Annotated in this window: 17 protein-coding genes; 8 read left to right on the top strand and 9 right to left on the bottom strand. The window is 38.6% G+C overall.

Translation table 11 applies throughout. The annotated features are described in order from the left end of the window. Positions 1-18 precede the first annotated feature (18 nt). The 3 genes from E2I05_RS11280 to bepA all read right to left on the bottom strand — a co-directional run bounded on the left by E2I05_RS11280 (position 19) and on the right by bepA (position 2,276). A complete protein-coding gene (locus E2I05_RS11280; protein ID WP_121854696.1) occupies positions 19-390 on the bottom strand; it encodes a DUF2069 domain-containing protein in 372 nt (123 codons plus the stop codon). 10 nt (positions 391-400) lie between these two features. Beyond that, the gene (gene arsC, locus E2I05_RS11275; RefSeq protein WP_121854695.1) at positions 401-751 is read right to left on the bottom strand and encodes an arsenate reductase (glutaredoxin); all 351 of its coding nucleotides are present in this window, start codon (positions 749-751) and stop codon (positions 401-403) included. A gap of 61 nt (positions 752-812) precedes the next feature. Next, entirely contained in the window at positions 813-2,276 is a 1,464-nt protein-coding gene (gene bepA / locus E2I05_RS11270; RefSeq protein ID WP_376707909.1) for a beta-barrel assembly-enhancing protease, read from the bottom strand. 121 nt (positions 2,277-2,397) lie between these two features. Between bepA and E2I05_RS11265 the strand changes: the two genes are divergently transcribed. Next, positions 2,398-2,619: a sulfurtransferase TusA family protein gene (locus E2I05_RS11265; protein WP_121854693.1), complete on the top strand. Its 222-nt coding sequence runs from the start codon at positions 2,398-2,400 to the stop codon at positions 2,617-2,619. Positions 2,620-2,661: 42 nt separating this feature from the next. Beyond that, entirely contained in the window at positions 2,662-3,723 is a 1,062-nt protein-coding gene (locus E2I05_RS11260; RefSeq protein WP_121854692.1) for an AI-2E family transporter, read from the top strand. Between the two features lie 390 nt (positions 3,724-4,113). On the opposite strand, the gene E2I05_RS11255 is transcribed toward E2I05_RS11260, so the two are convergent. Genes E2I05_RS11255 through E2I05_RS11245 form a run of 3 tightly spaced genes read right to left on the bottom strand, consistent with a single transcriptional unit; the run spans position 4,114 to position 5,545 of the window. Continuing rightward, complete coding sequence (locus tag E2I05_RS11255; RefSeq protein WP_133309643.1) at positions 4,114-4,449, bottom strand: group II intron maturase-specific domain-containing protein; 336 nt, start codon at positions 4,447-4,449, stop codon at positions 4,114-4,116. A gap of 18 nt (positions 4,450-4,467) precedes the next feature. Then, positions 4,468-5,046 carry a reverse transcriptase domain-containing protein gene (locus E2I05_RS11250; RefSeq protein WP_133309642.1) on the bottom strand — a complete coding sequence of 193 codons (579 nt, stop codon included), beginning with the start codon at positions 5,044-5,046 and terminating at the stop codon, positions 4,468-4,470. A gap of 1 nt (position 5,047) precedes the next feature. After that, positions 5,048-5,545, bottom strand: coding sequence for a reverse transcriptase family protein (locus E2I05_RS11245; protein ID WP_133309641.1), 498 nt, complete (start codon positions 5,543-5,545; stop codon positions 5,048-5,050). 1,215 nt (positions 5,546-6,760) lie between these two features. Here E2I05_RS11245 and E2I05_RS11240 point away from each other — a divergent pair. Both E2I05_RS11240 and E2I05_RS11235 read left to right on the top strand, forming a co-directional pair. Next, positions 6,761-11,188 carry a hypothetical protein gene (locus tag E2I05_RS11240; RefSeq protein ID WP_121854113.1) on the top strand — a complete coding sequence of 1,476 codons (4,428 nt, stop codon included), beginning with the start codon at positions 6,761-6,763 and terminating at the stop codon, positions 11,186-11,188. Between the two features lie 748 nt (positions 11,189-11,936). Continuing rightward, on the top strand, positions 11,937-13,724 hold the full coding sequence (locus tag E2I05_RS11235; protein WP_121854114.1) for a hypothetical protein: 1,788 nt from the start codon (positions 11,937-11,939) through the stop codon (positions 13,722-13,724). A 165-nt stretch (positions 13,725-13,889) separates the two neighbouring features. Here E2I05_RS11235 and bcp read toward each other — a convergent pair whose 3' ends face one another. After that, the gene (bcp, locus tag E2I05_RS11230; RefSeq protein WP_121854115.1) at positions 13,890-14,357 is read right to left on the bottom strand and encodes a thioredoxin-dependent thiol peroxidase; all 468 of its coding nucleotides are present in this window, start codon (positions 14,355-14,357) and stop codon (positions 13,890-13,892) included. A gap of 23 nt (positions 14,358-14,380) precedes the next feature. Continuing rightward, entirely contained in the window at positions 14,381-14,908 is a 528-nt protein-coding gene (locus E2I05_RS11225) for a glycine cleavage system transcriptional repressor (RefSeq protein WP_121854116.1), read from the bottom strand. A gap of 143 nt (positions 14,909-15,051) precedes the next feature. Between E2I05_RS11225 and dapA the strand changes: the two genes are divergently transcribed. The 4 genes from dapA to E2I05_RS11200 all read left to right on the top strand — a co-directional run bounded on the left by dapA (position 15,052) and on the right by E2I05_RS11200 (position 22,074). Then, a complete protein-coding gene (gene dapA, locus E2I05_RS11220; RefSeq protein WP_121854117.1) occupies positions 15,052-15,936 on the top strand; it encodes a 4-hydroxy-tetrahydrodipicolinate synthase in 885 nt (294 codons plus the stop codon). A gap of 3 nt (positions 15,937-15,939) precedes the next feature. Next, positions 15,940-17,025, top strand: coding sequence for an outer membrane protein assembly factor BamC (gene bamC / locus E2I05_RS11215; protein ID WP_121854118.1), 1,086 nt, complete (start codon positions 15,940-15,942; stop codon positions 17,023-17,025). An 874-nt stretch (positions 17,026-17,899) separates the two neighbouring features. After that, complete coding sequence (locus E2I05_RS11205; protein WP_121854120.1) at positions 17,900-18,982, top strand: efflux RND transporter periplasmic adaptor subunit; 1,083 nt, start codon at positions 17,900-17,902, stop codon at positions 18,980-18,982. Then, a complete protein-coding gene (locus tag E2I05_RS11200; RefSeq protein WP_121854121.1) occupies positions 18,979-22,074 on the top strand; it encodes an efflux RND transporter permease subunit in 3,096 nt (1,031 codons plus the stop codon). Before E2I05_RS11205 ends, E2I05_RS11200 begins: the two co-directional genes overlap by 4 nt. A gap of 634 nt (positions 22,075-22,708) precedes the next feature. On the opposite strand, the gene E2I05_RS11195 is transcribed toward E2I05_RS11200, so the two are convergent. Continuing rightward, complete coding sequence (locus tag E2I05_RS11195; protein WP_121854122.1) at positions 22,709-23,863, bottom strand: hypothetical protein; 1,155 nt, start codon at positions 23,861-23,863, stop codon at positions 22,709-22,711. Between the last annotated feature and the right edge of the window lie 802 nt (positions 23,864-24,665).

Raw genomic sequence — 24,665 nt, 5'->3', positions numbered from 1 at the left:
AAGAAAATGGCATTTTCACTATTTTTTCTTCTTTTTAATTCCTAAACCTAATTCTCTGCCGCGGTAACGGGCATAGTATGGAAACCCGATAAGAAGTGCACCAATTAGCAAAGACTCAACAATTGCAAAGTAAAAGGCACCATCTGCTACATACACAAGTGTTAAGCCGTGAAGTAGATATAAACAAAGAATGAAACTACCCCATGCGTAAGTATAAGGATTGCCTGTTATGATGCCTTTGAGTGGTAAAAGCAAAGGGATTACCCATAGTAAACTGAAAACTAAGCTATAATTCCCATTCAATCCTAAACGAATAAAATACCCAGAAAGCAGTAGAACTAAAGCCATGTATCCTATGCGACACAATTGAAACAGAGTTTGTGTTTTCATACTTGCTCCGTTACAAAATATTTAAAACATTTTCAGGCGGGCGGCCTATAGCTGCTTTTCCATTTGCTAATACAATGGGGCGTTCTATCAATTTAGGGGAAGAAATCATCGCATTAATAAGCTCAATATCAGTTAATGACTCATTGTTTAACCCTAACTCTTTATATTCTGACTCTTTAATACGCATTAAGTTACGTGGCTTTATAGCAAGTTTTTCTAATATCTCAGTTAGCGTTTCTATCGTAGGTGTATTTGAAAGGTACTCTATCACTGTAATTTCGCAATTCTCTGCATTTAAAAGGGCGAGAGTTTCACGGCTTTTCGAGCATCTAGGATTATGAAAAATGGTTACTTTAGTCATTTATTAACCTGTAATTGTCTTTTAATATAGGCAAGTGTGTGATGATAACAAATTAGATAAACTACTTCAGTTTTTCTAGCTCTCTATCGTCTTGTTTAAATTGCCTAATTCTTGCTTCGATTCTTGCAAGTTGCAGAGGATTATCGCCATTTTTTTGATGAGCATAATTTAATTGATCAATCGCCCCTTTATAATCAGCGTTTAATGCCAGAATTTCGGCTTTTGTATAGTGCTCTAAAGAAGAATTGCCAACCTTTTGATAGGCCGTAAATAACAGCTGATAAGGCAAAACATTATCTTTATCAAGGAAAATGCTTTCTTGAAGTAAAGGGATTGCTTTTTCAGCCATACCTGCTTCTATATAAGTATTTGCTAAGTTAATATTGATTACTTGAGAAGTAGGCTTTAGTTCATACTGCTCTGATAATAAATTGATTGCTTCATCATACTTTTCAGATTCAAGTAATAAATCAGTCTTAGTGTCGATATAGAACAGGTTGCTGTTGTCATTCGCTAAAAGTTCATTAATAATCTCGGATGATTCCTCAAACCTTTCTAATCGAAACAGTGCTAAAGCCTTCCCGTATTGCAAAGCCTCATTGAAGTTGGTTTTGTTATTTTTTAATTGTTTTTGAAATAGTGAAAGGGCAGCTTGTTCGTTGTAGTTTGAAAACCTAACTTGTATACGGGCTTTTGCGAGTTGAAAATCTAGATTATCCGGCGTGTAACGATGTGGATATTGAGCCGCTCTATTTCTTGCTTCTGAGATCCTTGACTCTGGCAACGGGTGTGTCAGTAACATTTGAGGTGGTTTGCTAGTAAAACGATATCTTGCTGATAATTTGTTAAAAAAAGTTGCTGCCGCATTAGGATCGAACCCTGAATCGACGAGAACTTGCATTCCTATCCGGTCGGCTTCCTTCTCATGGCTTCTGGTGTAATTTATTTTAGCCTGTGTGGCCAACGCTTGTGTTGTTGCTAAAGCCGCTATGCCTGCTTGAGGAGCTGCAACAGTAAGTAAAATTGCACCCAGCATTCCCACAAGCGCAGCTGGTCCAGCTTTTTCTGAAGCTTCTATAGAGCGAGCTAAATGACGTTGAGTAACATGAGTAATTTCATGCCCAATAACCGATGCGAGTTCACTTTCATTATCAGCATTGAGAAACAGTCCCGAGTGGATACCAACATGCCCCCCAAAAAATGCAAATGCGTTGATTTCATCGTTCTGAATCAAGAAGAAATAAAATGGTGTTTTAACGCCTGATGAATGTGCGACGAGTTTATTACCAAGTTCTGTTAAATATTGGTTTAATACTGGATCTGAAAGAATGGGAGCTGAAGAGCGAATTGCTCGCATATACGCATCACCATATTTGGTTTCTTTTTCAAGACTGAAAGTGTTTACAGCAGCTGTGCCTAAGTCTGGTAATTCAGTTTTCGCAAAACTTGTTGCCGAGCTAACGAGCAAAGCTATGCTTGTCGCGCTGGCTAAACATACTTTGGATAATGAGAATGTGCTTTTAATAGTCAATTTATGCTCGCAACTTGTTATTTATCATTAATTGATAGAGATTGGTTCTGGTTCAGCTTGTGGTTTTTGCAACAACTTAGGATAATAGTCATACTAATGTTAGAGCAAGATCATTATGCTTTTTATTGATTTAAGTAACTTTCGTTGTCCACTACCTTTGGTGAAAACTAAACTCGCGTTGAAAAAAATATCAAACGGTGAACGACTTCATCTTATATTATCAGACCGCAGTTCTAAGCAAGATGTTCCCAAATATTTGAAACAAAAAGGCCATTTGGTCGAAGAATCAACAAATTTACATGGTCATTTGAATTTGTTTGTGACTAAAATTCAATAAGCTCAAATGACAAAAATTAACTTAATGCAAAAGTGAAAATTCATGATAACCCTATTATCCAGTTGGTATAAAGAAAGATTTAGTGATCCACAGGCCGTAACTCTTTTACTTATTTTACTTGGTGTGTTTTTCGTTCTCTATTTTGCAGCAGGAATTCTTGCTCCACTGATAGTGGCGTTAGTTTTAGCTTTTCTACTCGATTGGCCTGTCACTCAAATGGAACGTATTGGCATTAACCGCCCCACAGGTGCTTCTGTTGTTTTATTTATGTTTGTAGGGCTGATGCTGATGATAGTGTTAGGGATTGTACCTAGTGTTTGGCGTCAAGGCGGGGCTTTGGTTACGGAATTACCCAATATGCTTGATAAGGGGTTAATGTTCACAAATGACTTGGCTGTAAAATATCCAGAATATATAAGCACAGATCAGATTAATGAACTTATTGGTGAATTAAAAGCACTGGCCAACACTGAACACCTTTTAGATTTCGTTAAGCAGTTAATAGGCTATTCTGCGTCTGTTCTTGCGTTAATGGTTTACTCAATTTTAGTCCCGCTGATGGTGTTTTTCTTTTTGAAAGATAAAGCTACTTTACTCAGTGGAAGTAAGCGGTTTTTCCCTAGTAATAGACAGCTTGCGGGCAAAGTGTGGGCAGAAATGAATCAACAAATATTTAATTATATTCGCGGTAAAGTGATTGAGTTGTTTGTGGTGGGAATAGCAACTTATATCTTCTTTGTATTGATGGATTTGCAATATGCTGCATTGCTTGGAGTCTTAACTGGTTTATCAGTGTTGATTCCTTTCTTAGGAGCAACATTAGTGACACTTCCTATCATGCTAGTTGCTTTTTTTCAGTGGGGAATTAGCCCTGAATTTGGTTATTTGATGCTTGGGTATGGGGTTATACAGGCTCTTGATGGTAATTTGTTGGTTCCACTCTTGTTTTCTGACGCGGTAGATTTACATCCTGTGATTATTATCGCTGCTGTACTGGTTTTTGGAGGGCTATGGGGTGTTTGGGGAGTGTTTTTTGCTATACCATTAGCATCACTGGTAAAAGCAGTATTAAACGCATGGCCTCAACGAGAACTTGTTGCTTAAAAATACTAGGGTCTGTTGATCTTTCGTGATTGTTTTTGCAGAGATAAATTGGTTATTTTATGCAAGACAGAGTTTGTGAGGTTTGGTTATTATCGACATACAAAACTGTCGTTACTTCGTTTCCAAATAAGAAAACGATAACGCAGCACCTTTTATTTAGAAAGAGCGACCAATTTACGCTCTCTCTTTTTTCGATGCTTTTGAGCATTCACTGTTCTGTGTTGTGACCAGCTCACTTAGATGGCTAAGCATCACTGCTCACACCTTGAAGTAGAGTAGGCTACTGGCTTCGCTATCGCTTATCCAGCAGCCCCTCTTCGATTCCGTGCATGAGGTTTTCCCTCACACGGCTCTGTTGTTACACTTCTCTCAGCCCCTTCACTTTGCTTATCATCTTGTCGTGGGTAAATACTCAAGACCAGCTTGGCGTAATTTTTCGTAAGCACCTCGTGATAGATACTTGCTTCGACGTTGACTTAAGCGACGATGCCATCGATAGAATCGGTTTACTACAAATCCATTTATTCTGAAAAATACTCCTCTGGGATATCCTATCCCACCAAAATAGTGTTTCCATCCCCTCAGAACTTGATTAACTTTATTTATCTGTACGCCAAGTGTATTTGAGGTTCGATGCTTCACTATGTCTCTGAGTTTATTTTTCAGCTTTGTTTGGCTCTTCTTAGGAAAGTTGCGGAAGAAAGTATACCGATGAGTTCTTGTCACTCCAGCGCAGGCTGGAGTCTAGTGCCTTTGCTTTTTCCTATAAAAAGTCACTGGATACCAGCTTTCGCTGGTATGACAAAGATTGGTACTTTCTAAATCGCTAGATCCCTTAGACGCCTGTATCTTAATGTAACTGGTGCCTTTGATGAGGCCTGTGATCCGTTGAAAGTTAAAACCGAGGAAATCAAACTCATTCATCAGCTTTCCCATATCCACACAGTGGGTTTTACTTTGATTTAGCTTCAGACCTTCATCACTTAATTGCTGTGCTATCCAGTCCAGTTGCTCTTGTGTGTAGGTTTGCTTATGAAGTACAACAAAATCATCTGCATAGGTAACGATTTTACACGGTGTTTTTTCGTGTATTTTCAAACAGAAATCGTTGAGATAGATGTTAGCCAGTAGTGGAGAGATAACTCCGCCTTGCGGAGTGCCACATCGGCTTGCTTCTATTCGCCATTTCCCGTTGACCGTCTCTATGCTGATGGGCGCTTTGATAAAGCTTTTCAGCAAACTCAGAAAGCTGCTGTCGCTTATTCGCCTTTCTACTTTTGCCATCAACTTAGCGTGCGGGATGGTATCGAAATAGGCGCTCAAGTCAGCATCGAGTACGTGCTGATAGCCTTGTTAGGCTCATTTCAATGACTTTTACCGCTTGCTGGGCGCTTCGACATGGACGGTAGCCATAACTGTGTTCATGTAAATGAGGTTCGTAGACGGGTTGCATCACTATTGTCATCGCCATTTGCACAATTCTGTCACTGATTATCGGGATCCCAAGTTTCCGCGTTTTGCCGTTGTCTTTGAGTATTTCTACTCGTTTGACTGGGCTAGGTCGATAGTTTTTCTGTTGTAATTGAGTTTGAATTTCTTTTAACAGCGCAACGACTTTCTTTTGCTGCTCTAGATAACTGAATGTGATGCCATCAATTCCTGCTCCGCCTTTATTGGCTTTGCATCGTCGATAGGCTTCTTCGAGTATATCTAGGCGACTGAGTTTATCGTACAAGCTGTAAAATCGTAGCTCCGAGTTAAGCTTTGAGCGTAAGTAAAGTTTTCGCTGTAATATTCTGATATTTACTGGAGTGTTAGCCATATGGCAATTTCACCTCAAAAGTTACGTTAAAAACGGGTGTAACACTGAGCCCCTTCCCTGATGTGAAGTTATGTTGTCTTCACGGTTAACGGTACTATGGGCTCATCCGACTGCCTGAGCGCCCTATCTGAAATTTCGGTTTACCTTATATTCGGATAGTGCAAGTCACTACCTTCCAACACTCAGGCTCTCCCACGTTCACTTTATTTCCTTCAATACATGCCACTTCATATTACGCCGGAAGATCAAACAGATGCATTTACCAGTTGCTTCTCTGTTTGTGTCAGGGTTCGTCAACTAGGAAAGACTCCCCATCTTCATTTTTTGATTTACGACGCTTAACTGAATTCGCTTGATGCTGCGGCCTACATTGCATCTCAACCTTTATTCAAGGCCTTTGTCACAGGGCTTCATGTCATAGCGGTTACCCATTATGCATGCCCGTCAGATTTCGGGATGAACTGGTAATTATCCCGTCAGGTACGTTTCAACCTGATGGACTTATTATAAATAATAACGTTGCTGTCTCTGGTTTATGGCCATGTAATCGCTTGGCTGCGTATACGTTGAGACAAATCCCGCAACAGAATAAAGCGCTTCGTGGCGCTCCCTAGAAACATCAGTTGACTGCGTTCTCAAGCGTAGAAAAAATGGCTGATATTAAGGCGTAGCTTGCAGCAAGTAGTTATTCTACTTGCAAAAGTTATAACGCAGATAGCAGCCATTTTAGCAAGCTTGTGAGCGTAGAGCATTTCACTCATTAGGTGAAAAACATAATAATAAAATCATCGTATTGCTCAAACAGTTACTCATATACTCAGCGTTCAACTGATGTTTTTAGGTTGAACAGATAAATGCTCAAATAGCACAAAATTTAATCCTGAAAGCTGAAAGATCAACAGACCCTAACAAAACTAGTTTATGGTGAGCAGATTTTCAGGGTTGAATTTTTGCTCCTTGCCCAGCTATTTTTTGATTTAACCCCCTCTAAAACAATCACAAAGATCTACACTCCCTATTATGTTAAATATAATTTAATCTAACAGTAATCTTTGCTGTTTAATGCTAACTTCTTTTTTTTCAATGGCTTACTTTCTGGTGATCGGCATTCGGTATTGCGTATTATTAAATATGCTCGTTTGGGCTTTACCTTAAATGATTGCTCGTATTTAATGCACTGTATTCTAACGGTCATTTACCCAGAAGCGAGTCATAATGAGTGCAGAAACATCGATAGCACCTAAGCAGAGCCCTACCTTAGCAAGGCAGGTTTATAATGCTATGCCTTCTGGAAAAACTATTGTTCAAACGGCTTTAACGGCTGGTGTTGGTTTAGCTACAGGAGGTCCGGCTGGAGCGGCGGTGGGATTAGCCTATCAAGTTGCAATCAAGCCTAAAGCTGATGAAGTTATCGATTTTATAGCAAAAAAGACAGTGGATTGCCTACCTGATAAGGTTAAAGAAAGTACAGTAGGAAAATATACAACAAGCGGTATAAAAACAGCTCTTCAAGGTACATTTGCTGGGGCGCTCGCTCCACAAGGCCTTGTTCACGGTGCCATTACAGGTACATCTGGTATATTGGCGAGTAAAGGCGCTGTTGCCGTGTCAAATAGCGTACAAGACAAGTTAGATGTACCCAAAGACAGTTACTTACGATGTATAACGAATTTTTTTGTTGGTACAACAGCCGGTTATGGCGGTACAAAATTAGCGGGCACAGCACTGGATTATGCATCAGCACCAACCGTTGAAAACGATGAAGGCTATGTAAGTGACGATGAAAGCGACATTAAACAACCCGAAAACACTCTTTTGATTGAAAAGCACGATGATTCGCCACTAAAAGCAAACCATAAAGCGCCAATAAACGATGACACATTAGAAGGTTTGTTAACCAATCCTAAACAAGTAGATATTAGAGATGGTCCACCAGATAATAGTCATAATCCATCAAGGATGGGGGGAGGGCGCAATATTCTATCGGTGAATGAAAACCCTAAAATGAATGAGCCACCACGGCAGCATCCTCGAGTGAGCAGAGATGCTGAAAATTGTGTAGATATGGGGAGGGGAGTAAATAGACGAAAGTGGTTTGTACCATTAGGTAGAGATGATAATCGTGGGGCAATTAAACCTTTGGGCGGGGTCGAAGAATGCTCTGTTAGAAATACTGTAAATAATCAAGGGATTGTAGGGCTTGCGCCTGCTAAAATTAAGTCAACTGGTTGTGTGCCAATATTTGAAATTCTTCAAATTCGCGGCGCTAGTAGTACCACTGATAGCATACCGTCTTATATGGAAGGTTGTACCCCAGTATTTGTCAATTGTAACGGTGGAGGCCATGGAGTTAAATTTAGGCAAGGCACTTCATTTAAGCAATTCCACGCAACACCCGTTAATGTGAGTAATCAATGCGTGCCTCCGGACGCAAAAGCCTACGATTGTAATTCAGCGCTTATCCTTCCTTTTGGTAGCGTAATTAACACCACAGACATACCAAGTGAATTCAACCAAGCATTAAGCCCAAATTCGAATGTGATGGTAAGGACTCCTAATAATAATATTCTTGTACCTTGGTCCATGTTTTATCAAAAAGTGAGGGAGAAAAACCCACATGCTCGATGCGAGGGTAATAATCAGGGGCAACCCAATACTGAATTTTTAACTATCACTGACTATAACCAAGCTTATAACGATATTGTTTCTAACTGCACAACAGCTTCAATGGATGCTAGCAATGGCGTTTTACATCTTGATGATATTACCATCGATGTACTTGGGCAGGCATTGGTTGAAAGCAGTGCTAACCCTCCTATGGTGACAGATGGTTTCGTGAGTATCCCTTGGGTAACTTTCGAAAGGCGGTTACAAAGCAGTGCGGCCTCTCGAGGGATATGCAGTGACTCTTCACGTTATCCCGGAAGCATAAACAGCAGAACCTTAACTCGTCGTTTTTTAAGGCGAGCCTTTAGGACTTGTGACTCACCTGTTGTGCTAAATGATGCTCAATACCACCCTATATCCGTAGAAGATATTGGTAACATTACCGATTCACGAGGGCTAAATATTCCTGATGACGCCTTGGTCTCGGCAGGCGGTAATCACATCAGTTACTGGCGTGATGTCAAACCACTTTTGTCAGAGTGCCATCTTGAAAGCAGGGGAATAAAAAAAGTCGGTGTTGAGCAAATGCGTCAAGCGATAATTAATGCACCTAAAGCACTTGACCGAATTTGCTTTGTTGATAATCGAAAAACACCCATTATTTATGGAAATGTTGTTCATGCCGACGATTTATCTACAGCATTCCAAAATGGCAGCGCCGTAGAGTTAGCCCCCAATGATATTGTGTTTAACGGTGAAAAACATGTTTTATGGCAAGACGTGTCTAGGGGCTTTAATTATGAAGATAGCGCCTGTGTGAGGGATAGAAATGCATGGCGAAATGTCAGCAGAGATACACTCTTTAAAAGCATTGAGCAGGCACCAAGAGCTAGTTTTGCGGAACGTGAATGTAGTTTTCAGGTAGATTTTTTAAATTCAACGGAAGTGATAGAAGTTAATAACATTAGCCAAATATTTGTTCAATCATATCCTCAATGGAGCACTACTGGTTTAGCGATTAATAGCAATCAAGAAATCATGCATGAGGACAGAGTTTATTTGTGGAGAGATATTGCTCCCTTTTTGCCAGAGCAAAATACCTGTGAACAATCACTCGAAACAGTAGATGGTGAGCTTAATGCTTACAAAGGAGTCACTGAGTCAACTCTTATTAGTGCAATCAATCGATACAGGCAAAGCCTAGTATTAGATGTCGTTGAAAAATATGGATTGCCTGCTGGAGTAGCGGTTGGTGCGACTTCTCTTATTGGGTGTACCATTTTTGGTACTTGTATAGTGACCAGAAGGCAAGCAAAAAAAGCCATTTATAAACTGAAAAAAGAAGTCAGCGCTGAGACTAATGGGGCTTTACGCTTGAGTGAGCAGGAAGCTAAGTACATATTACTGCAGCATAAAACTGATAAAAAAATGGATTTTAAAGCGATTACTGAAGAAGTAAAAGTACTTAGAAAAGCAGGGGGTACGTCAAATGTAAAAGCTTTATTTGCAGTCGGTGAGAGTGTCGAGGTTTTATGTTTAACAGGATCGAAAATTACTGGTGCTTCTGTTGTGGCTAGAGGGACAATTGACCATATTGATACCGCAAATAAAAAAGCATTTATTTGCACATCATCAGGAAAAGTAAAAGAGTTTGATTTAACTGCTGTTCGTAAAGCATCTGTAGCAGTCAAATCACGTTCTGTTAAAAGTGGAGTAGATAAAGAAAAATGGGTTGATTTAGAGATGGTTTCAACCAAGCCGCCAGTGATGCCAAAACCACCAGAAAGCGCCCAAAAATCGACACCTAAAGCGAGTACAACACCTCCTAATAAAGAAAAAAAGCTTGAGCCGGCGATTACCTTTAGAAAAGGTGAAGCAGTCACAGTGGTGACTAAAACAAACATACTTGGAGATACATTAACGTCTGCCACCGTGGTTAAGAATAAGGGCAATAAAGTCGTGGTAAGGCTTAAAGGGGATAACCTTGATAAAGAATTTGACAAAAGTATAGTGAGAAAACAGGCCGATCCTAAGGCTGAAGCATCTAGACTCCCAGCGAAAAAAGATGCAGCAAGTGACGTTCCCAAGAATCCGATAACTAAACAGCTAGAAAGCGGCGCAAAAGCGACACCGAAAGCGAGTGCAACATCTTCAACAACAGCAAAAAAACTTGAGCCAGCGATTACCTTTAGAAAAGGTGACACAGTTAATGTGGTGACTAAAAAAAGTATGTTTGGGGATACAGTAACGTCTGCAACCGTTGTTAAGGTCAATGGTGACAAAATAGTCGTAAGGCTTAAAGGCGATAAAGAAGATAAAGAATTTGAAAAAAGTTTAGTGAATAAACAAGCCGTTCCTAAGGCCGAAGCCCCTAAACCATCAGTAAAAAAAGAAGTTGAAACTGAAGTAGAAAAAGATGTCTCCAAGATGCCGATAACGAAACAGCCAGAAAGCGTCGAAAAAACGATCCCTAAAGTGAGTGCTGCACCTTCAACAACAGGAAATAAACATGAGCCAGCGATTACCTTTAGAAAAGGTGAAACAGTTAATGTGGTGACTAAAAAAAATATGTTTGGAAATACAGTAACGTCTGCAACCTTTGTTAAGGTTAAGGGTGATATAGTAGTGGTAAGGCTTAAAGGTGATAAAGAAGATAAAGAGTTTGAAAAAAGTTCAGTGAGTAAATTGGTATCCCCTAAGGTAGAAGCCTCTAAACTAGAAATTCCTAAACCAGCAGTAAAAAAAGAAGCAGCAAAAGGCGTCACTAAGGAGGTAATAAAACAACCTGAAACCGTCACAAAAGCGACACACAAACCAAGTGCAATACTATCAGCAGCAATAAAATCACCTGAACCACAGGTTACCTTTCAAAAAGGTGAAAAGGTAAATGTTGTGATTAAAAAGGGCACATTTTGGAACACAGTAACAGCAGCTACCTTTGTTAAGGTCAACAAGGGTGACAAAATAGAGGTAAGGCTCGAAGGCGATAAAGACGTTAAAGAATTTGACAAAAGTGCAGTGAGTAAACTGGGATAATCAAATTCTTAGCTACATGAAATTTCAAAAAATTGAAATGGTACTCAACAGCCGAATTAAAGAGAGTCATAATTGCAGGGTAAACGCATGAATGTTTTTCGAGTAAAACCGTAGACTTTACAATCCGTCATTCCCGTGAAAACTGGAATCCAGTGACTTTGGGTATTCGAATATAAGGCACTAAATTACCACATGGAGTTGTGCTTATATCACTCTCTTGTGCGATTGGTCTGAACATAGTTGGATGTAATTTAAATATGACAACCAAAAAATTTTTTATAAGCGGAAATAAATAGCGGGCTTTATTAAAATTAATAATGTAGTAGTTAATAGAAAAATCAAACTTTGAAAGTTATTTGATCAATAGCGTTTATTAAGTTGTCCCAAAATATAAAATTAATGTGTTCGTATACTATTCGCGGACTATGCTTAACTCGGTTTTATATTTTATGACCAAAGAGATTTTGGCGCTCACAATCAAATACAATATGGCTTCTTGTTAATAAAGTCATTTTTATGTCGTTATATGTTGATAGCATTTTATAAAGAAATGATGCTTTGTGTAGCCTTTAATATTATTGAGCTACGAATATATTAACTCAAACAAATAAGCTCATTTATAAAGCCAAATTTAAAAAGTTAACTATCGCAATTCCAAAAAATAAATATAAATGGTTTATTAATGTTTAATGAAAAATTAACTCACATTTTTAAATAAAACCTTTTTAATTACTACAGGAACTTATAAATGGCAATTAATTCAGTAACAGGAAGTTTTTTAAGAACAATCGAAAACTCAACTACAAAAGCGGCACATAAAGTTGGCACAGGTATAGCTGTTGGAGGTATAGCAGGCATCCCCGGTGGGCCTGCTGGCATTGCGGTAGGTGCTTATGCTGGGGCATCTCTCGGAGCAGGAACACACATTGTTGGTTTGTGTACAACTGCAGGCTCTCTTTTCTTTATGACAGAAAAAAATGCCAAATTTTGTGGAAGAATGGCTGAGTTTTTCACAGGAACTGCCGCAGCATACTCATTTTCTAAATCAATTCCACAAGCAATTTTAGGTATAGCTGGTGGCTATGCAGGTAAAAAAGTGTCTGACAAATTATCGCCGCCTAAAAAAACAAACGTCGTACTAAAAACAATTAGTGACATATTATTTTCAATATCAGGTGCTGCTTTGTTTAATGCAGGCGGACAAGTTATAGGCCAAAAGTTTTCAAACTTTATGGGAGATAAACAATTATCACCTAAATCTATCTCGCAAAGAAGCGTTGGCCGATATGTTCGACAAATGAACGATACTGAAATGAATGAAACTCAATTTTGTGAACCAACTAATCCTGATGATTTCATTTTTGTTACAACAAACGGCGAATGCGGATTAGATAAGATGGTAGATAACGCTTTTCCTTTACAAGGACATCTTTACGGTGAAGTTGTTGACCTTGCTGGATTATTTGATCAGTTTGATTTTGATGTTTTAGATAATAATACTGAAAATTTTATTTGTATTGGTCCAGAAAAATATGTTTATTTCGAAGGAAGTTATATTAAATGGAAAAATATTACGTCATTTGTAGAAATTAATGGCGATTTCGCTCCAGATGCAGTGGCTCGTGGTAATGCTGTTTCAATAGACCGAGATTCTCTGGAAGATGTGTTTAGGGGTATCGTTGAGCAAAATCAAACTGCAGATGCGCCAAGTATTACCTGTGTCGATACTTTGTCTGAAGTTAATGATACTTTAATTGATTTTTTTGTCGACAGTGACAATATAAAAATCCCCCATATGGGTGATGTAGTAAATGCAGCTACACTTGGTGAAACCATGGCTTCTTTATACCCTAAATTTGGTAGTAAAGGGCTTTATATTCCTGCAACACAAGAAATCCTTCATAAAGGAAAGATTTACCTTTGGGGTGATATACGAAATCATTTAAATGATGATTGTTTATTTGAAGGGGTAGTCCCCAGTTTGTCACCAGTAGTTAAAATTAGAGCAGGCGATGATTTTGCAATTGTGGATGCTATTGAAGCATTGGAAGAATCTCTTAGACCCACCAATTCTTCTAGTGATGAAGAAGGTGATGATATCACTTTAGGGGCAATTGTTGGTGGAACAATTGGTGGCGTTTTTGCAGTGCTAAGTACAATGACCGTTTTCGGGATCTTCATTAAACACCGAAGTGATGCTAGAAAAGCAATATATAAAATGCAACGAGAATTGAATCGTACTACCGATAATTTGAACGCGACATTTGATGAAGCTGCGGTTATTTTAATCCGACATAAAGCTGATAAAACTTTTAATTATAGTGACCTAGCTTTTGAATTGTTAAAAGCAAGAACTCAGTCAACAAAAGTCACAGTAAATAAGCCTGATACACGTTCTGCTGCTCAAGATAACAAGAAAAATGATGAATTTGAAATCATTCAGTTAAAGGAACTTAAAAAGTCAGAAAAAGCTAAAGCAGCCCAAAAAGCTAAAACAAGTACTGTTGTGGATATGAAAGAATATGACTTTATTTAAGTAGAGTAGGCTACTTTAACCAGACACAAAGTTCTGACAATTACAATAATCTATATTGACTTAGACTCTCCGTAATGAAATCAATAAAGGTTTGATTACGGAGAGCTTAAATTTATTAACAACATTCTAAAATGGCTGATTATTGAGTGACTACTAGGGCGTTCCTTAGCGATTCAAATAATCTAAAACAACTTCATGGTGATTTTTAGTTTTAAACTTGTTGAATACATGCTCGATATAACCAGATTGGTTGATTAAAAAGCTTGTTCTCACCACGCCCATATACTCTTTACCCATAAACTTTTTGAGTTGCCAAATCCCGAATTTATCACAAATGCTGTGATCTTCATCGCTTAGCAGAGTAAAATTGAGCTCTTGTTTATCAGAAAACTTTTTCAATCTTGCCACTGGATCTGGGCTGATACCAAAAATAGTTACATTATGGCTAGCTAAAGCTTTTACTGAGTCACGTAAGCCACAAGCTTGCACAGTGCAGCCAGGAGTACTGGCTTTTGGATAAAAATAAACTAAAACAGGTCCGTTTTTAAGTGCATCAGATAACGAATGCTCGGTACAAAATTGATCTTGTAATGTAAATTGAGGAGCCTGATCGTTTTGCTCTAAAGCTGTCATATTTTTACCTAAGTTGTTAAAAATTATTTTTTGATATCAGTTTGCTGAGTGATTTCACAAACAAGTGAAATAGAGGCAGCAAAACTGTGTATGTCTTTTTGTAATTCATTTAAGTTTATCTGGGTAGGTACATTAACCGTTAATTGAATTTGCTGGCTTAAGTTATCTTCTTCGGCGTGGGAGCGAAGGCTAGCAACATCTACATGCTTAGCGGCGAGAAATTCAGTAATGGCTTTCATCGTGCCACGCTCATCTTTACCTGTAAAACTTATTTCTAATCTTGTGGCATAGTTCGTTTGAATATATTTTGAAGTTCTCTTAACTACAGTTAGCAGTTCAAGTTCGGCACTCAAGCTTGGAATATTGCTTTCTATACGTGTTATTGCAGACCAAGAGCCTGAAAGCATAAGAATAAGTGTAAATTCATTGCCAAAAATGGCCATTCGACTGTCTACAATATCGCAGTCACAGTCACTCGCAAGGCGAGCCAGTTTACTAACAATACCAGGGCGGTCAGTACCCATAGCTGTGACAACTAAATGTTCGGTCATTAAATACCTCGATAATGAAATAATGTCTTGTACGCTTTAAGTCGCGGTTTGCAATGCTACCACATTATTATCTCTTTGTTTGTGCTTGTCATTACATCGTCCCATAAGTAACATAGTGCAACTCTAATGTATGGGGATATCTGATGTTTAAGGGAAGTTTTGTCGCCTTAATCACGCCTATGACTCAAGATGGTCAGGTTGATTATGATGATTTAGAAAAGCTTATTGATTTTCATATTGAGCAAGGCACTGACGGAATAGTTGTTGTAGGCACTACAGGTGAATCAACTACCATTACAGTTGAAGAGCATATTGCCATAGTAAAGCACACAGTGCGTTATACCAATGAACGAGTTCCAGTGATAGCAGGAAACGGTGCAAATTCGACAGCCCATGCTATAGAGCTAACAAAACAATTGGCTTTGACTGGTGTTGATGCCATGTTATGTGTGACTCCATATTATAATAAACCTTCTCCAGCAGGCTTAATCGCACACTTTAAGTCTATTGCGGCCGTTACTGATATTCCACAAATACTTTATAACGTTCCTAGTCGTACTGCTGTTGATATGTTGCCTGAAACGGTAGCGGTTTTATCAAAGATTTCGAATATTATTGGAATTAAGGAAGCATCTGGTGACGTGGCTCGTGTCTCGCAGTTAAGGCAACTGTGTGGGGATGATTTTGTTTTATTAAGTGGTGATGATGGCACTGCCAAGCGTTTCCTTCAGGAAGGCGGGCAAGGCGTTATTTCAGTTGTGAATAATATTGTTCCCAATTTGTTTAAAAAAATGTGTTCCGCATCCCTAGAGGGAAATGTGATTAAAGCTGATGAACTGGACATTTTGATGCAAGGGCTTTATAAATCACTTTTTATCGAAGCAAACCCAATTCCTGTTAAGTGGGCTGCTTGTAAAATGGGCATAATAAAAAATCAATATATTCGTTTACCTTTGACTGAACTTTCTAAGGTAAATCATGGTCTGCTAATAGAAGCAATGGAAAAAGCCCAGATAGAGGTTAACTAATTAATGTTTAAAAAATTATCACCTGTGGTCCTGATAGCGACCATTACAGCGTGTTCAACACCACTCGACCGTCGTCAAGCAAATGGTGATCATGAATATCTTAACGCTAAAACAGAAGGTAAGTTGGTGATACCAGAAGGTTTAAAAGATCCAGATTATAATGATGAATTTAAAATACCTTCAGTTGTAGCCACTAAAGGTAAGCATGTTGGATCGATGCTGGATATCCGCCCGCCGCTTCAAGTGTTAGCAACTGCGGAAGGTACAAGAGTTGTTGAGGGAGCTGATAATATTAAAGTTGTTGTTGAGTCTATTGACCCAGACATAAACTTAAAATCTGAAATTATCTCTACGCTTCAAAGTTTTTTTGTAAAACGTGATATTACCATTCTCAAAAAGGCTGACAACCCAATTAGCTTCGAAACTGACTGGATTGAAAAAAGTCAGATAATTGAATCCAGTATGTGGGGAGCTGATAAAGTCTATCATCTTAAACAACGTTATGAATTTATCGTAAATGTTAAGCCTCATGGTAGAACAGGTGATATAACAATTAAATTAATTGATCATCAAGAAAATTATAATGGTGCAGAACAAAAAATACTGTTAAGCGGTGAAGATAAACGCCGATACACAATTGATATGCTAAATAGCGCTATATCATATTTTAGTACTGAAAGAACAGCTTTAATAAAGGCGAAGCGTAAAGCCCGTTCATTAGGTATTGCTACTAAGGTGATTAGCACTTCAGAAGATACTCATTGGGTTTCCAATGCACCATTCGATAAAGTTTGGCAGCGTTTAAGAATTGTCTTACCGGAAGTTGGTTTCGAAATTATTGATATAGATACGAGTAAAGGCCTGTATTTTGTTGAATTCAAAAATAACGAAGGTTTTTGGAGTTCACTTTGGGGAGACGACCATGAGTTACTTCTTGAAGATGGAACTTATCGCATAACAGTTGAAGAAGGCGATGACAATACATCAATCATTAAACTAAGAGACAAAGAAAACGAGCCATTAAGCACAGAGGTGATTAATAGCGTAGGTCCTGCACTTTCTAAGTTGATGGAAGAAAATCGAGGTTAGACTTTTCGAAATAAGTTTAATTTTGTAAAAAAGGCGCTTTTAGCGCCTTTTTTTTGTTTGCCCAGCGAAGCTGGCAAACCCGACAGGCAGAAAGAAGCCTGTATCACCCAGACTGAGGGGAAGATAATCCGAATGGCAAGGGGGTTGCGGGCTAACGGCAAGGTCTGAAGGAAGCCATAGGAAGTTAGAGGTACACAGCGAAAGCGAACTTGATTCGGCATAATAGAGAGGTAAGCGTGCGAAATAGCGCAACGCCATATACTCAGTCAGCTCTATCATCCTAAATAAATCGGTTGGGAGCGTTTATATACGCAGAAAAAATTACTGATAGCAAGGCATGAATAGCAGCAAGTAGTGGTTACCGACATACAAAACTGTCGTTACTTCGTTTCTACTTGCAAAATTTATAACGCAGCTAGCAGTGATTTTGGCAAGTATATGAATGTTCAGCACTCACCTGATGGGTGAATTAGGGTTGTTTAGTTTTGTATTTAACTTCAATAGATTAAAGCTAAATTGTGCGTTCAACCGATTTATTTAGGTTTAAGTTCATTCAAATGATGAAGTGGAAGAACGCAAGTAGTCCACTCTCTCATTATGCAATGCCGAATAAATGGTTTGCAGAGATGGGGCTATACAATCTTGAAGAAGTACGAACGGGCTATGTGCTCAGTACAAAGTAATTGAATAAAATTAAGCAGGAGCCGTATAAGAGACCCGTAGGTACGGTTCTGTGAGAGGGATGGGGCATTAACGCCTCACCCTACTCGATGTTTTCCATTTGTTGATAATTGTAAGGAAAAGTAAAACCCCTTGATGGAGACTTTTTCTCAAGTAAACTCTGCTCATAAGCCTTGTCCAATCTGGATATTTAATGAAAAAAATAATAATTCTAGTCAGTGTAGTTATAGCCATAATTGCAGGGGTCCAACTCACATTAACAGAAAAAAAGATTAATAAAAAACAGCGTCCAATGACTCGTGTTGTTGTTGAAGATGTTACCCAGAAAAAACTAAATGATGAAATAGAAGCACTTGGGAGTCTTGAAGCCCGAGAATCAATTATTGTTACATCGAAAGTGACTCAAGTTGTGAGCGATATAAATTTTGACGATGGCGACATGGTTAAAAAAGGAGATTTATTAGTTCAACTTTACAATGCAGAACAAAAAGCCAATGTTCAAATTGCTACTGTAAAATTAAAGGATAGTACGAGAGAATTTAATCGGATTAAGGCGCTTGTTCGTGAAAAGTCAGTCGCTGAATTAGAACAAGACCGTCTGATTACTCAAATTGAAACTGCAAAGGCTGAACTCGATAGTGCTAATGCAGAAGTCACTGATAGGCAAGTTCGAGCACCGTTTGATGGAAAATTAGGCTTAAGAAACATAAGCGTAGGTTCATTGCTTACACCTTCAACCGAAATCACTACCTTAGACGACATTTCTACGATGAAACTCGATTTTTCAGTTCCAGAGCGCTATGTACAAATGCTCATGACGGGAAAACGTGTTGAAGCGACTGCAGTAGCTTACCCTGATGAGGTTTTCATTGGGACAGTTAAGTCTATCGATAGTCGAATAGACACCAGCACTAGAGCCGTCTCTGTTCGTGCAGAATTAGCAAACCCTGGAATGAAGTTATTACCGGGAATGTTGATGAAGGTTAAACTCATTAAACAAGAAAAACTCACAATTGTTATTCCAGAATCTGCGATCATTCCTCGCCAAGAGAGGCATTATGTTTATAAAGTCAATGAAAAGGATGAGGTTATTGAAACTCAAGTTAATATCGGGTTACGTAAGCTTGGCATCGTCGAAATAACATCGGGTTTAAAGCTTGGTGAAAGAGTCATTACTCGAGGTATTTTAAAAGTAAGACCGGGTGATAAAGTGAAGCCAGAAAACGAAGAAAGCTTCAGTTTCAAGCGTAAATCTAATCAGGAGTTGAGCGTATGATCCTGACAGATCTTTCAGTAAAGCGGCCAGTTTTAGCATCAGTAATCAGTTTACTACTTATTGTTTTTGGTTTAGTTGCTTTCGATAAACTGCCGTTAAGAGAATACCCAGATATTGATCCACCAGTTATTTCAATCAGTACTAATTATCGTGGTGCTAGTGCTGCTGTGGTGGAAAGCAGAATTACTCAAATAATTGAAAACCGTATTAGTGGTGTGTCAGGAATAAAACACATTACGTCATCAAGTCAAGACGGTCGCTCTTCTATAACATTAGAGTTTAATGTCGATACAGATATTGACAGCGCGGCGAATGATGTAAGAGATCGAGTATCAGGACTGCTAAATAATATACCTGAAGAGGCCGAACCACCTGAAGTACAAAAAGCTTCAGGCGGTGATGATGTAATAATGTGGTTGAATTTAGTTTCTGAGAAGATGACAACAATTCAACTGACAGATTACGCTCGGAGATATTTGACTGATAGATTATCAGTTGTTGATGGCGTTTCGAACATTCGTGTTGGTGGCGGTAAAGATTATGCAATGAGAATATGGCTTGATAGACAAGCATTAGCGGCACGTAATTTAACGGTTTCTGATATCGAAAATAAATTACGTTCTGAAAATGTCGAATTACCAGCAGGGTCAATTGAGTCAAAAGATAGACAGTTTACTGTTCGAGTAGAGCGAAGTTTTTCTACGGTTGAAGATTTTAGCAAGCTTGTGCTAAAAACAGGTGATGATGGCTACCTTATCAAACTGGGTGATGTAGCAGACTTACAAGTTGCAGCAGAAGAAGAACGGATAATGTTTCGTGGTAACGGTCAAGCCATGATTGGTTTAGGTGTTGCTAAACAGTCGACAGCGAATACATTAAGCGTTGCACGAACGGTTAACAACTTAATTGATGTTATTAATCCAACCCTTCCAGAGGGAATGTCGATTAAACGATCTTATGATAGTTCAGTATTTATCGAAGCATCGGTTAAAGAAGTTTACCAAACCTTATTTATTGCGCTAACACTAGTAATTATTGTTATTTATTTATTTCTTGGTAGTGTTCGAGCCGCTTTAATTCCAGCATTAACAGTACCTGTTTCGTTGCTAGCTACTTTTATTGTGCTTTATGCACTCGGTTACAGTATTAATTTACTTACTTTACTGGCGATGATTTTAGCTATCGGGATGGTAGTGGATGATGCCATCGTCATGCTCGAAAACATTCATAGAAGAATTGAAGAGGGCGACTCCCCCTTAAAAGCAGCGTTCCTTGGAGCTCGTGAAGTTTCCTTTGCTGTTATTGCTACTACAGCCGTGTTAATTGCCGTATTCTTGCCGATAACCTTCCTTGAAGGAGATTTAGGCAAATTATTTAAAGAGTTTGCGATAACAATGAGTGCCGCTGTTTTTTTCTCCAGTGTTGTAGCACTAACACTTAGCCCAATGATGTGTTCAAAATTATTGAAGCCAGTAGGGGAAGAACCGTGGCTAGTAAGAAAAATCGATTCAATGATGAATGCCCTCATCTTAAAGTATCAAGTCATACTTAGGTATTCGCTGAATCGACCATTGTTTACGTCAATCATTGTTGTCATTGCTATTGGGCTCAGTGCCATTCTTGTGACTAAAGTCCCGCAAGAATTTGCGCCGAGGGAAGATAGAGGCTCGTTATTTCTGATAGTGAACGGCCCTCAAGGTGCAAGTTTCGAGTATATCGAAGAATATATGGATGAAATTGAGAAACGCTTAACGCCATTAGTCGATTCTGGTGATATTAAACGCCTACTTATTCGTGCACCTAGAGGGTTTGGCAGAATTGCAAACTTTTCTAATGGCATGGCAATCATTGTCTTAGAGGATTGGAAAAATCGCCGACCAGCTAATGCCATAATTGGTGATATTCGAGCAAGACTTTCAGACTTAGCAGGTGTTAGAGCTTTTCCGATAATGCGTCAAGCTTTTGGTCGCGGAGTAGGTAAGCCAGTACAGTTTGTTATCGGTGGGCCAGATTACGAACAACTTGCTTATTGGCGAGATATCATTATAGAAAAAGCCAAAGAAAACCAAAACTTGATTGGTTTAGATCATGACTATCAAGAAACAAAACCTCAGCTAAAAGTGATTATTGATCGCGAAAGGGCTAGTGAACTTGGGATCTCTATTTCGCACATTGGTCGTACTTTAGAAACTATGCTGGGTTCTCGCTTAGTGACTACGTTCATGAGAGAAGGTAAAGAGTATGATGTCGTACTTGAAGGGGTGAGGAAACAGCAAAACACTGCTGATGATTTACAAAATATTTATGTTCGATCCGATACGACAAGTAAACTGATACCTTTATCGAATGTAGTCTCTGTTGAAGAGTTTGCAGATGCCAGTTCGCTTAACCGATACAACCGTACAAGATCGATTACTTTAGAAGCTAATTTAGCAGATGGATATTCTCTTGGTGAAGCACTGTTATATTTAAATGATTTGGCAAAAGAGTACCTTCCCGCTGAAGCTGTAGTTAGCTATAAGGGGCAATCTCTCGATTTTCAGGAATCTGGAAGCTCAATCTATTTTGTATTTATCTTGGCACTTGGGGTTGTATTCCTAGTATTAGCCGCTCAATTTGAAAGTTACATACATCCTGTAATTATCATGTTAACTGTACCATTAGCCACTTTAGGGGCTTTGTTAGGTTTATATTTTACGGGGCAAAGTTTAAACATATATAGTCAAGTTGGTATTATTATGTTGATTGGCTTAGCGGCCAAAAACGGAATTTTAATTGTCGAATTTGCAAACCAATTAAGAGATAAAGGTGTTGAGTTTGAAAAAGCCATCATAACGGCATCCTCTCAAAGATTACGACCCATTTTAATGACGGGTATCACAACAGCAGCAGGAGCTATACCATTAGTATTGGCAACTGGAGCTGGTGCTGAAACGCGTTTTGTAATTGGTGTTGTAGTGTTGTTTGGAATAATGCTTGCGACAATGTTTACGATATTAGTAGTTCCAACAGCTTACGGTTTGTTTGCTCGGAATAGTGGAACTCCTGATGCTGTAGCAATAAAATTGGAAGCAGAGTTGAAAGAAAGTTAAGTTTTATACCAATTACAGTAATTAATCTCTCACTCAGCAAGATTTAAAGGGTTTCAGTGCAAGGCGCAAGCTCGAAGTACTATATTCCCTACGGCCGCCATACAAAGCTGGCGATTAACGCACTTAGTGCTTTTGTCGGGATAATTCAAGTGCTTGTAACGCAGTAATGGAACCCTTTAGCTATGCCCTTCGGGAGCTTATATGTGCTCACTTTGGTTTATAAAGAATACTTCTCAAAATTGTCTTGACGTAGCAATGTAATAACGACAGCTGTGTATGTCGGTAACAACTATGTCTTCATCAATTTCGATTGCACTTTTAGCACAGACATAACTCAGAGTTGAGCATTTAATTACTGTAATTTGGAGTGTAAGCCCAAACCCCAGATTTTTTTCCTCAACTATACGGATTAATAGTAGCCAGTTGAAATCTAAATAATTTAGATGCAACTAGCACATATTTTGGATAGAACCTAGTTAGTGCTTTTACTCAAAATCATTCAACATGACACTTCTAGGTTCTGATTATTTTTAGATTTGTCGAATGTTACTTCAAAAAAGCAATATAGGGTTCGATATAAAACATCAAGCTGAGCAATTTTTAGGCTGCAAATATGCGACAGAACCTAATTTTCTTAATGGCTTTTCTCACTTCTATGCACCCTAAAAATAGAATCAAGAGTATTAAAATAAATCTTTATTTTCTCTTGTTCTGTTGCGGAAACTAATGGCACATCAGCTAGCACATTAATATCAGGATCTCTCCCTGCTTCCATAAATTCATTTTTTGCATATTGACATTGATAGATTCCAAAGGGTTGTGTACTGACTACTAAAGTATTCGTAGTATCAGCCTTCAATTTCAAAAAAGCCTTGATCGTATCTCCTGTATTTGCGGTTCGCTCTTTGCCATTTTCGTAGGTATTTTCAGCTGTAATAACTTTTATATTAGGAAAAAAAAAGCCATAACCTTGATGCTTTATCAACCAGCTTGCTGCATCTGACTCTGTATCACATGCTGCATTACAGTGTTTTAAAGCTGATCTCTCATCAATAAAACTCCGCTCGCTCTGATATAGTTTTCTATTGCCAACTAAAATAAATACGTTTTCGTAACAAATTTCTTGTTGCTTTAAAGACTCTAATCTTTGCCGCATATTTTGCACTGTCGAGCCTAGGACAAGTATGTTTTGGTAATCGCACATTGGTGGTTGCAACTTAGACAGTAAGCCGAGAGTCTCAAATAAATTTGTCAAACTCGAAAATTGTGATTCGTATGCCTGATATACAGAATTATTGTTAGTATTTAGCATCATCTCATACCTCGACTCCAAAGGCCTACGCCTAAAATGCTTCTCGAGTTTAAGCTTAATGTCATCTAAATCTTGTTCATGTTTTATATTACCTAACCTAAGCCCTTCAGATACTAAGCTTAAATCTACTTTATATCCGCCTATACTCAAATACGAACAGTTAAAAATTTGATGAAACTGTATAAGTGCCTGTGTTGTTAGGCTCCGATGTTTATCAGTAACCAAAAATACTTGTTCAAGAGCCCCCCCTGTAAGACGAGATTGATGCACTTGTTTAAAACTCACAACGTCAATTTCAAAAAAACGGTTAACATAAAGGGATTTGTCAAGGTACACTCTATACACGCAACCATCCTTTGAACAAGCAATACCATGACTGCCATTGAACATGGTTTCATCAGTGAGGCGTGAAACAGAATTACCATGTTCAAAAAACTTATGGGCTAAAGTAGGCGAAAATGCGCAACCTGCTGACATTTCAAAGACTCCAAAGAATTTTTGCATATAAATGGAGAACTTATTTCAACATAAAGTGTTTTTTACTACTATAAACTTAAACAAGGCTTAATCATACTGCATACCCGATGTGTGATTATGTAGTCGGTGAGCATACCTTCAAACTGCATAGCTTCCTCACCAGCTTTAATATTGAAAAATACACCCACATCATCCTACTCATTCGACTGGTGTGATGCCATAAATCACGGCAGTTAATCCTTTCAATATCAACGTATTGAATAAGCTAACCTATTATTGTTTCAATTCTTCGTCTAGTTTTCATCAAAAGTTTTAACCCACTCTATGGTCTATCATCTTTCATGTTTTTTCTAAGTGACGTCTGAAGATCTATATTCGCTTGAGGGTTCTATCGCAAATAGATATGTTGCCGCTATAATTTAAAGAGACATCTATAAACTGTTTTGGTCGGATAAGCGACACCTGTTGCCAGATGCCGCTCTCCTCAGAACCGTCGTGCAACTTTCACTGCATACGGCTCAAGCCTCCACTGAGGCGTACAACGTTACCCGGCAACTACAAAGAGTTACCTTTGCAATACACACTTGAAGCTTTAATCTCTGCAGCATAATGGATTCCATTTATTACAGTCAGGAGAGGCACTAACCCCATATGAGGTCATCATTTGCGTTTCTCCATTAATAAAGTTCTTCAACTTTTCTTGCAACGGGATACCAGCTGGAAGTGGGCTCACTTTCGTGTCAGATATAAATCTGTATCTGCATCATTACAATGCAGCATTTGCTTTCTCCAGCCTCCTTTA

The organism is Parashewanella spongiae, assembly GCF_004358345.1.
Classification (GTDB): Bacteria; Pseudomonadota; Gammaproteobacteria; order Enterobacterales; family Shewanellaceae; genus Parashewanella; species Parashewanella spongiae.
This window is presented reverse-complemented; position numbering and strand designations above follow the sequence as displayed.